Genomic DNA, 13,469 nt, shown 5'->3' with positions numbered 1-13,469 from the left:
TCCAGAAGACGAATTCATTTCAGGGCGACACAGCTTCAACGAGCCGGGCACCGGAAAGATACTTCGCGGTAGGACTAAACAGTAGCGGCCATTCGGCGGAGTACCCAGGTCCGAACGAGCCAGGCGCTGACTCCGGAGAGTGCCAATACGGCGATGAGCACCGGTAATCCGGGTTCTTCGCTCGATTCACCGGTGTACGGGAGCGCTTCCGCCTGTCCCGCATTCTGGATACCGGCGCCCGAATTCTTCTTTCCGTCCGAACCCAGCAGTCCGAACTGCGGGGCGTATCCCGGGATCTGGTTGCCGTAGCGCAGCGCGGGCGAAGGTGAGAAGGCGCCGGCGCCCGCCACCGGGATGCCGCCGTAGTCGCGCATCGCGGCCCAGCCGGTCGGGGTGAAGAAGTTGCCGGGCAGTCCGCCGAACTCGGGCGCGCTGCCGCCGCCGATCACCGGGCTGTTCGCGTCGGGGATCGTCACGCCGGGAGCCGGTCCGCCTGCCGGAGCACCTGGCGCACCTGGCGTGTCACCACCCGGCGTCTGCGGGCTGCCTGGCGCGCCGGGGTTCTGCGGGGCCTGTCCGACGCCGCCGACCTTGTTCACGGTGTCGGTGAGCTTGTTCGTGCCGTCCGAGACACCCTGGTTGATGGCGTCCGCGGCGGGCGGGCCGACCACAGGGATCGGCGAGACGACAGTGTTGACCACGGTCACGGTGACTTTGCAGACCGTGCCGAGCAGCGCGTTGATGGTGCCGGTCAGTACCTGGGACGCCTGGCCGACGAAGCCCAGGTCCAGCGGGATACCGAGCAGTGGCGTGGTCGCGACGACGTGGTCACCGGGCTTCGCGGTGATGGACGAGCCACAGGGCACCGTCTTCGTCTCGGCCGACGCGGTCCCTGGCGCGCCGAGCACGGCGGACCCCGCGAGGACGAAGGCCGTCGCACCGATCGCCGTCGCTCTGCGTGTCGGATACCGCATGCCAGCTGACCCCAATCGCCGTTGTTGCTGGGATAACGACGCTAACGGACAGCAGTGACGCCCGCCCAGTGAAAAAACCTCGGCATTCGGGTGGAACGGCGTTACACCGGGTGACCTAGCGGGCCTTGCGCGCCCAGTTCGGTCGCTCATGAGTGTGGCTCGCGCCGCCATGCCCGATCCGCATGAACGCCACTTTCGCAACGTTGAGCGTTGCGAAAGTGGCGTTCACGTGGATCGATCCGCGGGTGACCTAGCTGGTCTTGCGGTACATCCAGGCGCGCAGAAGACCGGCGGCGACGACTGAAACCGCGAGCACGGCGAGCAACAGTGGCAGCCGGGCCGGAGCCTGCGGCGTGACCAGCGCTTGCGCGGTGCCGGACCGGTCCGCGACGACCACCGGGTAGTCGTCGACGCTCAGGCTCGGCGCCTTGCCCGGCGGTACCGCCATCGCGATCACCGGGGCGGCCGAGCTGAAGCCGGCGGGCAGCGGGTACGGGTTGAGGAAGAACCCGGGGATGACCACCGCGCCGGGGCCGCCGCCGTCGATCGGCACGACCGGGTTGATCTCGGTCGACGGGGTCTCCGTGGCGGGGTCCGACGGCTTCGGCTCCGGCTTGCCAGGCTCGTGCGGGACCGGCGCCGGTTTGCCGGGCTTGGGCTGGGCGGCGGCGCCGCCCAGCACGCCCTGTGTCGTGTCGCCGACGGCGTTGACCGTGTTCTGGGCGTTCGTGCACAGCCCGCGCACCTGCGGGGAGTTGCCGAGGCCGAGCGCGCGGACGGTGTCGCCGACCGGGAGGGAGAGCGCGGCCTGGTCCTGGCGCGCGGCCGCCTGCGAGTCGAGTGCGATCGTCAGCTTGCCGGGGAGGTTGAGCGGGGCGCCGGCGTCGAGGACGAGACCGTTCGCGCGCGCGCCTTGGAGCGTGGTGGCGCAGCTGCCGGAGAGGGTTTCGTCGGCCGCCGCTGTCAGCGGGAACGCGAGTGAAGCCGTGACTACGAACCCCAGCGCGGTGATCCGAGACAGTGCGTTGCGCATCGCGTCTTCCTTCGCCATTGGGCTGCTCGGTGCAAGCAGATGACTGCATTCGGCCTAAGAATGATCACGGAACGCGCATAAACTACCCCACGAGAGTCACCAAGCCGTCGTCGAGGTCCCTTGTACGGTGGACCCATGCAGATTGGCGTCCATGTTCACGAAGACGATCCGGTCCCGACCGCACAGGCCCGTGGCGGCGACGCGGTGCAGTTCTTCCTGAGCGATCCGCAGGGCTGGAAGGCGCCGAAGCCGCATCCGGCCGCCGAGGAGATCGCCGCGTCAGGGCTCGCGGTGTTCATCCACTCGCCTTACCTGATCAACGTGGCTTCGCTGAACAACCGCATCCGCATTCCGTCGCGCAAGAACGTCCAGCAGCACGCGGACGGCGCCAAGCTGGTCGGCGCACGTGGCCTGATCGTGCACGGCGGGCATGTGCGCAAGGACGAAGATCCCCAGCAGGGGCTGGAAAACTGGCGCAAGCTGTTCGAACGGCAGGCCAAGGACGGCGGTTTCGCGGTGCCGATCCTGATCGAGAACACCGCGGGCGGCGACAACGCGATGACCCGTGATCTCGACACCATCGCCAGGCTCTGGGACCAGGTCGGCGAGTTCGACGCGGGCTTCTGCCTCGACACCTGTCACGCCTTCGCGGCGGGCTGGGATCTGAGCAAGGCCGTCGAGAAGGTCAAGGCCATCACCGGCCGGATCGACCTGGTGCACCTGAACAACTCGCGCGACGAGTTCAACTCCGCGCGTGACCGCCACGCCAACGTCATCAACGGCGAAGGCACCATTGACCCGGAGATCCTCGCCGGTGTCGCGGCCGAGGCAGGCTGCCCGGTGATCGTGGAGACTCCCGCCGATGGCCAGGCCGCCGACGTCGCCTACTTACGCGAGCGCCTCGCGGCGGCGTGACAGCACGACGAACTTGTCGGGGGCGCCGTCGAGGAAGCCCCCGGCGGGGTCGTCGTCGCCGTGCAGCCGGACGAGGTCCGTCGCGGGCCGGTAGATCTCGCGGACGACCAGTACACAGAGTCCGATCAACGCCAGGTCGCGCACCACGACGGTGCCCAGGAACCAGCTCTCGGGCAGCCCTTTGTTGTCCACGCCCAGGTAATAGAACATCCGCGGCGCCCAGACGAGCGCGTCGAGCACCATCCAGGCGAGCAACGGCCGCCAGCGCGGGATCGCGAGCACGGCCAGCGGCACCAGCCACAGCGAGTACTGCGGGTTCCACACCTTGCCGGTGAGCAGGAAAGCCGCCACCACCAGGAAGAACAGCTGCCCGACGCGAGGCCGTCGCGGCGCGGTCAGCGTCATGTAGGTGATGCCGGCGCAGCACGCCATGAACACCACGACGATGACCACGTTGAGGACGTTCGGCGTCTCACCCTTCGCGAGCACGCCGTCGAAGCCGTGCCAGCCGGTGAGGTACGCGATCACGTTGTAGATCGAGTCGGGGTCCATCGGCCGCAGCACGCTGAGCCGGAAGAACTCCTGCCAGCCGTCGCGCATGAACAGCGCGAACGGCGCGTTGACCACCAGCCAGGTGCCCGCGGTAGCCGTCGCGGTGACCAGCCACGCGCGGGTCTTCCCGGCGCGCAGGCACAGCACGAAAAGTGGTCCGAGCAGCAGCAGCGGATACAGCTTCGCCGCCGCGGCCAGCCCGAGCAGGACGCCGGCGGCCACGGGTTTCTTGCGTGCCCAGGCGAGGATGCCAGCCGCGGTGAGCCCGGCGCCGATCGTGTCGAAGTTCGTGAACGCGTGCACCAGCATCAGCGGTGAGATCGCGACGAGCGCCGCGTCCCACGGCCTGCGCCGGTTGGATCGCCCGGTCGCCCAGACGGCCAGCAGCCAGAACAGGCTCAGCCACAGCGCCGACAGGTTGAAGTAGATCGCCACCGGCAGCGAACCGGGGAACACGGCGAGCACACCCGCGGTCAGTTTCGCGTTGATCCACTGGAACAACCCGGTGACCACCGGGTACTCCATGTACTTGACCTGCGTGCCCGTGTCGTCGTTCCACGAGGTCGCGTACGGGAAGGTGCCCGGCTGGTTGAGCTTCTCGGCCGTGTAGAGCGGCACGAGGTCGGAGTAACACATCGCGACGTACGGGCGGCCCGCCCGCCAGTCGAGCGCGGCGTGGCCATCGCTGTCGGTGTACGACTGGATGCACGCGGATTTGCCGAACCAGCTCACGACCAGCGCCAGCAAGGCGAGCAGGAGACCGACTCGCTGCGGGGACCAGAACCAGTGCCTGCCGACGGCGGCGTGGTCACCGAGCGGTCCGCCGATCGGTCTCGTCGCCGCCGCCACGAGCGGATCGGTGCGGCTCGGCGCCACCCGTTCGTCGAGACCGAGCGAGAGTGGCACCCCCGCTTCCGGCGCGGTGGTCTGATCGTCTGGCACGCGCGGATGCTATCGGCAACGGGGTGAACGGGTCGTCATTTAGGGTCGGCGTAAAACCGGTCCAGCACCTCCGCGGCGGCCCCGACGGCCACGATGTCCTCGCCGAGCGTGTTCACGTCGAGCCGGATGCGCTGCCAGTTCGGCAGCGGGAGCAGCTCCTCAAACTTGGCTGCGACGGCCGCCGCGTACACCTCCGGCGCGGCCTGGACCGCACGCCCTGCCAGCACGATCCGCTCCAGATCGAGCACCTGGACCAGGTCGGCGAGCCCGATCCCGAGCAGGCCCGCGGCCTCCTCCTGACTCCCTGCCAGGTTGTGCAGCACCTCGACACAGCCGTGCCGTCCGCACGGGCACAGCGGACCGTCGTAGGCGAGCGTGGTGTGGCCGAACTCGCCCGCGTTGGTGCGCGGACCGCGGTAGAGCCTGCCGTCGATGAGCAGCCCGACACCGATTCCGGTGCCGACCAGCACCACGGCCGTCGCCGGCTCGGGGGCACGCGCACTCCACTGGTGCGCCAGCGCGGCGGCGTTGGTGTCCTTGTCGACGATCACCGGCAGCCCGACGCTCTCGGCGAGCTGATCGCGCAGCTTGACCTTGCGCCAGCCGGGCATGTTGGTCGCGTGGTGGACGATGCCGGTCCGATGGTCGAGCGGGCCGAGCGCGCCGACGCCCATGCCGAGCAGTTTTGCCCGGTCGAGCCCGGCGGACACGCGGTGCGCGCCGTCGGTGATGGCCTCGATCGCCTCGTCGGGGCTGAACCCGGCGGGCAGCGGCGCGGTGGTCTCCGCGACCTCGTCGCCGAGCAGGTCGACGAGCACGACCTGCACCTCATCGCGGTCGATCTGCACGCCGAGCGCGTACCGGGCCTCTGGCCGGATCGCGAGCCTCGTGCGCGGCTTACCGACGCCTGCCGCCGGCTGGCGCTGCTCGTCGAGCAGGCCGGCTTGCAGCAGCTCCGGCACGATTTTGGAGACCGCCTGCTGGGTGAGTCCGCTGCGTGCGGCGAGCTCGACACGGCTCAGCCCGCCCCCTCGCCTGATCTCGGTGAGCAGCAGCGCGCGGTTGTGCTGGCGTAGGCCGCGGAGGTTCACCCCGGTGTCTGTCACGTAAGGATCGTCGCATGTCTGGCGAATTACGCAACAGCGTTGTTTAATAGAGGTATGGCTGACTTGCGAGCGGGAATCCTCGGTTACGGCATCGGCGGGCGCGTCTTCCACGCCCCGCTCATCGACTCGACGTCCGGCTTGGCCGTCGCGGCGATCGTCACCGGCAACCCGGAGCGCGCCGCGCAGGCCCAGTCCGACTACCCGGCCGCCGCCGTCGTCCCGGACGCCGACGCGTTGTTCGCGCTCGACCTGGACTTCGTGGTCGTCACCACGCCCAACCGGACGCACGCCGAACTGGCGCTCAAGGCGATCGAGCGCGGCGTGCCCGTGGTCGTCGACAAGCCGTTCGCGCGGACCGCGGCCGAGGCATCCTCGGTGCTCGAGGCCGCGACGAAGGCGGGCGTCGGGCTCACCGTGTTCCAGAACCGGCGCCTCGACTCGGACTTCCTGACCGTCCGCAAGGTCATCGACTCCGGCAAGCTCGGCGAGATCGTCCGTTTCGAGTCCCGCTACGACCGCTGGGTTCCGACTCCCCGCGACAACTGGCGCCAGCTCGGTGACCCGGCCGAAGCCGGAGGCCTCTTCTATGACCTCGGCGCGCACATCGTCGACCAGGCGCTGCAGTTGTTCGGCCCGGTCACCCAGGTCTACGCCGAGATCGACATCCGTCGCGACGGCGGCGCGGTCGACGACGACGCGTTCGTCGCGCTGCACCACGCGAGCGGCGTCCGCTCACACCTGTGGGCCACGGCGTGGGCGGGCACGCTGAACCCGCGTTTCCGGTTGATGGGCAAGCAGGCCACCTTCACCAAGTTCGGCCTGGACGTGCAGGAACCGCAGATCAAGGACGGCCTGCGTCCCGGTGACGACGGCTGGGGCGTCGAGCCCGAGTCTGACGCCGGTGTGCTCGGTGTCGGCGCGGAGGTCGAGCGCGTGCCGACCGAAACCGGCCGCTACGAAGACTTCTACGCGCAGGTCCGTGACGCGCTGACCGGGACTGGCGAATTCCCGGTGGACCCGGCGAGTGCCTTGGAAGCACTGCGCGTGATCGAAGTCGCGCAGTTGTCCGCGCGGGAAGGTCGCGTTGTCACGCTTTGACGTGACAACCAGCCGGTTCGCGGAGTGACCGCACCGCCGGCCACGGGCAGGATTCCTTACATGACTAGGGGAATCTCAAGGCGTAGCGCGTTGTCAGGCGGTATCGCGGCGGGAGTGGCGGTCGCGGTCGCGAAACCGGCGACGGCGAGTGCCGAGATCGGATACGCGTTCCGGCACGTCACGGTCGTCGACGTGATCAGCGGACGACTGCGGCCGGACATGACCGTGGTGGTCATCGGCGACCGGATCGTCGCCGTCGGCCGCAGTCAGGACATCCGGGTCCCACCCGGTGTCCTGATCCACGACCTACCCGGCAAGTTCCTGCTGCCGGGACTCTGCGACCTCCATGTCCACACCGGTGCCGACGTCATCGACCTGCCACTGCACGTCGCGAACGGCGTCACCACCATCCGCGACATGAGCACCGAGCCGCGCCACTTCGAAATGCGCCGCCGAGTCGAAGCTGGCACGCTGCTCGGCCCGCGCTGGGTGCTCGGCAGCCGGATCATCGACGGCATTCCCTCGCTGTGGGACCCGAACTTCGCCAACATCGTCAAGGTCTCCGGCGACGCCGACGCCAGGGCCGCGGTCCGCGAGGCCAAGGCCGAAGGCGCCGAGTTCATCAAGGTCTACACCCGCGTCTCGCCGGTGTCGCTGAACGCGATCGCCGACGAATCACGCAAGCTCGGCTTGCCGTTCCTCGGCCATTGCCCGGACAGCGTGCCGATCGAAACCGCGGTCGACCTCGGCCAGCGCAGTTTCGAACACCTTTTCTGGACCTTCTACGGCACCTCGCGCAAGGAAGCCGAGCTGGTCGAACGCCTGCGCAACCTCGATTTCACGGACGGCGACTACAACAGCTGGTTCACCGCGATGCACCCCATCGAATGGGAGGCCGCGCACACGCACAGCCCGGTCAAGGCCCGCGCCCTCTTCGCGAAGTTCGCCGCCTGCGGCGCCAGGCAGGTGCCGACTTTGGCGCTGCACAACGTTCTCGACCACGCCAGCGCCTATCGCCCCGAAGACGACCCGCTGCGCAAGTACCTGCCGAAGTCCGCGCTCGACCTCAACGATTTCGTGCTGCGCGAGTTCTATCTCAAGGGCCGCACCCCGCAAACCGACGCCGAATGGGCCGCGCTCTGGGAATTACGTCTCGGCCTGGTCGGCGAAATGCATCGTGCCGGTGTCCAGATCCTCGCCGGGACGGATGTCGGAACCGGCGAGATCTATCCCGGTTTCGCGCTGCACGAAGAACTCCAGCACCTGGTGACGGCCGGCATGTCCCCGATGGCCGCCTTGCGGTCCGCGACCATCGAGTCCGCGAAATTCCTTGGCAGGGAACGGGAAACCGGTTCCGTCGCACCCGGCAAGCTCGCCGACCTCGTGCTGCTCGACGCCGACCCGCTCGCGGACATCGCCAACACCCGCAAGCTCCACGGCGTGTCACTGCGCGGCAAGTACTACGACCCGGCCGCACGCCAGAAAATGCTCGACGACGTCGAAAAGGCAGCGGCCACAATGCCTGCCGACGCCGTCACGGTTTCACTCTGCCCCTGTCACGCCGGCGCTCACTAAAGCAGAAAGGCCCGCCATCTCCCGAAAGATGGCGGGCCTTCAGCTCGATCAATCGCCGCTACGGCTCTGAACCACTACCGCGACCGGAGTTGCCACCTGCCGGCGGCTGCGGGAAGATCGGCCCGCCGGTGCCACCGCCGGGGCCGGGACGCGTCTTCGAACTCGACGTCGGCTTGCTCTCCGTCGTGTCCGACGGGGTGTTGCTCTCCGTCGTGTCCTGGGGTTCCGTGGTCGTCGTCGGCGTCTCGGTCTTCTTCGGCGTCGTGGTGACCTGGCCGGGGTCCTTGCCGATCGGCTTGAACGCCGGGAACTTCTCCGACGGCTTGCCGGTCAGGTACATGGAGATGAAGTTCTGCCAGATCGGGCCCGCGATCGTCGCACCGTAGATCGGTTTGCCGTTCTTGCCCTTCAACGGCTTGTTACCGTCGCCGCCGACCCACACCGCGGCCGAGATCGACGGCGTGTAACCCACCATCCAGGTCTGCGCGTTGAGGTTCGCGTACGCCTTGGGGTCGTTCTTCTGCATGTCGTACTGCTGGGTACCCGTCTTGCCGACGCATTCGTGGTTCGGCGGGCACTTCAGGTTCGAGTGCGGGATGACGCCCTTGAGCGCCTCGGTGACGTTGTTCGCGATCTGCTTGCTCTTGTCCGCGTCGTTGCTCGCGAACGCGGGCGTGCCCTCGGTCTTGGGCTCGTAAGCGACCTCGTCGGCCGAGTTCGTCAGCTTCAGCACGAAGTGGCGGTCGCGGCGCATGCCGTCGCCCGCGAAGGTCGCGTAGCTCGCTGCCATGTCCTCCGCGGTGGCCACCGTCGTACCACCACCGAGCGAGATGTTGGCGTCGTCACCGAGCACGGCGGGACCGTCCGGCTTTTCCTTGATGCCGGCGTCCTTGGCTGCTGTGACCACGGCTTTCGTGCCGGTCTTGTTGACCACCATGTCGAAGAAGACGGTGTTGGCCGAGATGGCCATCGCCTCCTTGACCGTGCACTGCTCGCCGCAGCTGGAGCTCTCACCGGCGTTCCGGACCAGCCTGCCGCCGATCGTTCGCCGGTCCGAGCCGTCGAAGGTCTCGCCGAGCCCCTTGTTCATCTTGAGGAACGCCGCCAGGTCGTAGGCCTTCATCGACGAACCGGGGTTGTGCGGGATGGAGGCCCAGTCCTGACCGGTCTTGTTCTTCCCGGTGTCGCCGTCCGGCACCACCTCGGGGCCGCCGTAGTAGGCGATCACCCCGCCGGTCTTCGGGTCGACGGCGACCAGCGCGTTCAGCAGGTTCTCGTCGGTCTGCCCCTTCATCCCGTCCTCGACCGCCTTCTTGGCATCCTGCTGCGCCTTGGGGTCGATCGTGGTCTGGATCTTGTAACCGCCGGAGAACAGCTTGTCCTCGTCGAAGCCCTGCTCACTCAGCTCGGCGAGCACCCGCTTGCTGATGAAGTAGTCCGGCGAGCCCTCCGCCTGATCCTTCAGGTCGTCGAGTGCGATCGGCGTCGGCAGCTGGGCCGCGTCACGGTCCGCCTTGGTCATCCACTTGTTGGCGACCAGCTGGTCCATCACGAAGTTCCAGCGCCTGGTCATGTACTCCGCGTTGCCGGTGCGGCTCGGGCCCTGAATGGCGCCCGCGAGGTACGCGGCCTCGGCCTGGGTGAGCTCCTTGAGGTCCTTGCCGAAGTACGCCTTCGCGGCCGCGCCGATCCCGTCGGCGCGGCGGCCGAAGTAGATCGTGTTGAGGTAGGCGGCCAGGATGTCCGGCTTCTCCTGCTGGTTGGTCATCTTGAAGGACTTGACCAGCTCGGTCCACTTACGGGTGAGCGTCGGGTCCTCGTTCTCGGTGGCCTTCTTGATGTACTGCTGGGAGATGGTCGAACCACCGCCCTTGCCACCGGTCAGCTGGTTGAAGACCGCGCGCAGGATGCCGGTGACGTCGAACCCGGAGTTGGTCTCGAAGGTCGCGTCCTCCGCGGCGTACACCGCGTGCTTGACGGTGTCCGGGATCTCGTCCGGCTTGACGATCCGCCGGTCGCCACCCTTCGGGGGCAGCATCTTGCCCATCGGGCTGCCGTCGGAATAGGTGAAGCTGATCGGCTGGCTCTGCCGCGCCGCGACGCTCTCCTGCGACGGGACGTCGACGAGGAAGTAGGTGATCGTGAACGCGATCGCCGGGATGACGAAGAAGATGGCGACGAACGCGTACGCGCAGCGGCGGACGATCTTCCAGCGGCGCTTCTTCTTCTGCGCCGCCGTCAGTACCGGCTTGCCCTTTTTGTCGAGCTCAGGGCCTTCGCCGGTGTCGTCGGGTTCGTCGGTGCCGTAGTCGTTGAACCGGGCTTCGTCGTAGTCGTCGTAGCCGAGCTCGTCGGCGGTGCCGTTGTGCTCGTGGTGGGTGATCAGGTCCGGCTCGACCTGTGGCTCCGGCGGGCGCCTGCGTGCCTGCTGCGGACCGCCCTGGCGGTAACCGCCGGGCGGGGTGGCCGGCGGGCGGTTACCGCCAGGCGGAGGCGGTCCTTGACGGCGTGGAGGCGGCATTCCGCCAGGTGGCGTTGCCGGGCGCTGCGGACGGCCCATGTTGCCTTCGTCACCGGCAGGCCATTGGGGGGCGCCTGCGTTGTTCCCGCGCGGCTGCGCGGGACGTTGGGGACGCTGAGGACGTCTGGGGGCCTCGTCGCCTGGCCACTGCGGTGTGTCTTCACCCGGCCATTGGGCACGGCGAGGGGCATCTGGCTCCTGACCAGGCCAAGAGCGGTTGCGATCGTCGTTCACGAATGAGCCTCCGAAGTGGCGTTTCGGGGTACGCCACTGGCGTTTACAGCGGTTTTTTCTGCTGGCGTCACTGGCCCGCGGTCCTCCGCGGACGGGACCGCGTATGCGGGTCTCCTGTGCCCAGGACGTATGACTGCACCAGGTGGTTCCAGTGACACGTCCGGCAAACCTCGACGACGTAGACGGTGAACTCCGAGAAGAGCCCATCCATCCTGGTCAGCTCGTCTTGCGCACGTGCCGAACCGGCGACGTGCTTGAGCTCGTCGCCATAGACCCACGAGACCAGCGTGAGCTGCTCCTTCCGGCAGATCGGGCACGGATTCTCGCCGGCCTCGCCGTGGAACTTCGCAGCTCGCAGCAGGTACGGGCTGGCATCGCACACGTCGTGGGTGCCTACTCGTCCGGAGTGGACCCCGGCCAGCAGCGCACGGCGCTGCAAGGCGTAGTCCACGACCTCCCGCTGGTTTCGCACGACAACAGAGTACGGGCTAAGTCTGTGTGGACCATGGGCCGTTCGTCCTAGCGGCGTCGTGGCCAAGCCCGACACGCCGTCGATTTCGTAACTCTCTGATGAAAATGCTCACTTGGGCATACGGCCAGTAGGGTTACGTGCGCCACTTCGATGTATCGGCGCGATATACTCGGGCGGTAGGTTGCCAAAGGCGGCAAGCGAGCATCCGGGCTAACGCCGGTGGAGGCCGTTTGTTCCCGAAGGGGGTGTCGGTGTGCTGGAGTTCGCAATCTTGGGACTGCTGCACGAGGCGCCCATGCACGGGTACGTGCTGCGCAAACGTTTGCACGAGACGCTCGGGATGTTCCGGACTTTCTCCTACGGGTCGCTCTATCCGACCCTGCGGCGGCTGCTCCGGGACGGCTTCATCACCGAGGAGCTGGACGAAGAAGAGAACAAGGCGTGGTCGAGGCGTGGCCGCCGGGTCTACAAGCTCACGGCCGAGGGCAAGGAGCACTTCGCCGAGCTGCTCGGTGACGCCGGTCCGCAGACCTGGGACGACGAAGGGTTCGGCGTCCATCTCGCGTTCTTCTCGCGGACACCGGCCGACGTCAGGATGCGGATATTGGAAGGCCGCCGCCGACGCGTCGAGGAGCGGCGTGAAGGACTTCGGGCCGCCATGGCCAGGGCCGAGGAGAAGATCGACCGCTATACCCGCGAGCTGCACCGGCTGGGGCTGGAGTCGAGTGAGCGGGAAGTGCGCTGGCTCAACGAGCTGATCGCGCACGAACAAGCCGAGCAGCGCGCTCAGGAGGATTGAGCGCTTCGCTCGGCCGAGCACCTACAACACAGTAAAACGAGCTAAGGAGAATCCGGCATGGGCGAGCACCGCCGCAGTGTTCGGGTGGCCATCGTTGGCGTCGGTAACTGCGCGGCGTCGCTGGTGCAGGGCGTCCAGTACTACCGTGACGCCGACGCGGGGTCCCGCGTGCCCGGCTTGATGCATGTGCAGTTCGGCGAGTACCACGTCCGCGACATCGAGTTCGTCGCCGCGTTCGACGTGGACGCCAAGAAGGTCGGCCGCGACCTCTCGGAAGCCATCGTCGCGAGCGAGAACAACACCATCAAGATCGCCGACGTCCCGCCGCTCGGCGTGACCGTCCAGCGTGGACACACCCATGACGGGCTCGGCCGGTTCTACCGCGAGACCATCGAGGAGTCCGACGAGACCCCGGTCGACATCGTCGCCGCGCTGCGCGAGGCCGAGGTCGACGTGCTGGTGTCCTACCTCCCGGTGGGCTCCGAGGTCGCCGACAAGTTCTACGCGCAGGCCTGCATCGACGCGAAGGTCGCCTTCGTCAACGCGCTGCCGGTGTTCATCGCCTCCGACCCCGAGTGGGCCGCCAAGTTCACCGAGGCGGGCGTGCCGATCGTCGGCGACGACATCAAGTCCCAGGTCGGCGCCACCATCACGCACCGCGTGCTGGCGAAGCTGTTCGAGGACCGCGGCGTCCAGCTCGACCGGACGATGCAGCTCAACGTGGGCGGGAACATGGACTTCCTGAACATGAAGGAGCTCGAGCGCCTCGAGTCGAAGAAGATCTCGAAGACCCAGTCGGTCACCTCGCAGGTCGACCGCGACCTCGGCAAGGGCAACGTCCACATCGGACCGTCCGACTACGTCCAGTGGCTCGACGACCGCAAGTGGGCCTACGTCCGCCTCGAGGGTCGCGCCTTCGGTGACGTGCCGCTGAACATGGAGTACAAGCTCGAGGTGTGGGACTCCCCCAACTCGGCCGGCATCATCATCGACGCCGTCCGCGCCGCGAAGATCGCCAAGGACCGCGGCATCGGCGGGCCGATCCTCTCGGCGTCCTCGTACTTCATGAAGTCGCCGCCCGAGCAGTACGACGACTCCACCGCGCGTGACGAGGTCGAGCGCTTCATCCGCGGCGAAGCCTGAGTGCTCGTGAGCGTTGGGGGGGGGGGGGGCCCCCCCCCCCCCCCACCCCCCCCCGCCCCCCCACCCCACCACACACCCCCGAAAGCCCAAGAACCCCCCAACCAC

11 protein-coding genes are annotated in these 13,469 nt (G+C 67.8%); 5 read left to right on the top strand and 6 right to left on the bottom strand.

Translation table 11 applies throughout. The features are described 5' to 3' along the window. Nucleotides 1–74: 74 nt before the first annotated feature. Entirely contained in the window at nucleotides 75–974 is a 900-nt protein-coding gene (locus ACFV15_RS01685) for a hypothetical protein (RefSeq protein ID WP_378348193.1), read from the bottom strand. 250 nt (nucleotides 975–1,224) lie between these two features. Then, complete coding sequence (locus ACFV15_RS01680; protein ID WP_378348192.1) at nucleotides 1,225–2,007, bottom strand: hypothetical protein; 783 nt, start codon at nucleotides 2,005–2,007, stop codon at nucleotides 1,225–1,227. Nucleotides 2,008–2,142: 135 nt separating this feature from the next. Here ACFV15_RS01680 and ACFV15_RS01675 point away from each other — a divergent pair, with 135 nt between their 5' ends. After that, on the top strand, nucleotides 2,143–2,922 hold the full coding sequence (locus ACFV15_RS01675) for a deoxyribonuclease IV (protein WP_378348191.1): 780 nt from the start codon (nucleotides 2,143–2,145) through the stop codon (nucleotides 2,920–2,922). Here the strand turns inward: ACFV15_RS01675 and ACFV15_RS01670 are convergent. Together ACFV15_RS01670 and ACFV15_RS01665 are read right to left on the bottom strand one after the other, a co-directional pair. Then, nucleotides 2,896–4,416 (bottom strand): glycosyltransferase family 87 protein, encoded by a 1,521-nt coding sequence (locus ACFV15_RS01670; RefSeq protein WP_378348190.1) that lies wholly within the window; start codon nucleotides 4,414–4,416, stop codon nucleotides 2,896–2,898. The genes ACFV15_RS01675 and ACFV15_RS01670 overlap by 27 nt on opposite strands. 35 nt (nucleotides 4,417–4,451) lie before the next feature. Next, nucleotides 4,452–5,522: an ROK family transcriptional regulator gene (locus ACFV15_RS01665; protein ID WP_378348189.1), complete on the bottom strand. Its 1,071-nt coding sequence runs from the start codon at nucleotides 5,520–5,522 to the stop codon at nucleotides 4,452–4,454. Nucleotides 5,523–5,576: 54 nt separating this feature from the next. Between ACFV15_RS01665 and ACFV15_RS01660 the strand changes: the two genes are divergently transcribed. Both ACFV15_RS01660 and ACFV15_RS01655 read left to right on the top strand, forming a co-directional pair. After that, a complete protein-coding gene (locus ACFV15_RS01660; RefSeq protein WP_378348188.1) occupies nucleotides 5,577–6,620 on the top strand; it encodes a Gfo/Idh/MocA family oxidoreductase in 1,044 nt (347 codons plus the stop codon). Between the two features lie 60 nt (nucleotides 6,621–6,680). Beyond that, nucleotides 6,681–8,195 (top strand): amidohydrolase family protein, encoded by a 1,515-nt coding sequence (locus tag ACFV15_RS01655; RefSeq protein ID WP_378348187.1) that lies wholly within the window; start codon nucleotides 6,681–6,683, stop codon nucleotides 8,193–8,195. Between the two features lie 58 nt (nucleotides 8,196–8,253). Here the strand turns inward: ACFV15_RS01655 and ACFV15_RS01650 are convergent, their stop codons facing one another. Together ACFV15_RS01650 and ACFV15_RS01645 are read right to left on the bottom strand one after the other, a co-directional pair. After that, a complete protein-coding gene (locus ACFV15_RS01650) occupies nucleotides 8,254–10,716 on the bottom strand; it encodes a transglycosylase domain-containing protein (protein WP_378348186.1) in 2,463 nt (820 codons plus the stop codon). Nucleotides 10,717–11,017: 301 nt separating this feature from the next. After that, a complete protein-coding gene (locus ACFV15_RS01645; RefSeq protein WP_378348185.1) occupies nucleotides 11,018–11,422 on the bottom strand; it encodes a DUF5318 domain-containing protein in 405 nt (134 codons plus the stop codon). A gap of 253 nt (nucleotides 11,423–11,675) precedes the next feature. On the opposite strand from ACFV15_RS01645, the gene ACFV15_RS01640 reads away from it, so the two are divergent. Together ACFV15_RS01640 and ACFV15_RS01635 are read left to right on the top strand one after the other, a co-directional pair. Continuing rightward, nucleotides 11,676–12,221 (top strand): PadR family transcriptional regulator, encoded by a 546-nt coding sequence (locus ACFV15_RS01640; RefSeq protein WP_091288769.1) that lies wholly within the window; start codon nucleotides 11,676–11,678, stop codon nucleotides 12,219–12,221. 57 nt (nucleotides 12,222–12,278) lie between these two features. Next, entirely contained in the window at nucleotides 12,279–13,364 is a 1,086-nt protein-coding gene (locus tag ACFV15_RS01635) for an inositol-3-phosphate synthase (protein ID WP_378348184.1), read from the top strand. Nucleotides 13,365–13,469 lie beyond the last annotated feature (105 nt).

Origin of the sequence: Amycolatopsis sp. NPDC059657, assembly GCF_042734395.1 — a bacterium.
GTDB lineage: Bacteria > Actinomycetota > Actinomycetes > Mycobacteriales > Pseudonocardiaceae > Amycolatopsis.
Note: the sequence above shows the minus strand (reverse complement) of the source record. Positions and strands in the feature narration are given on the sequence as shown.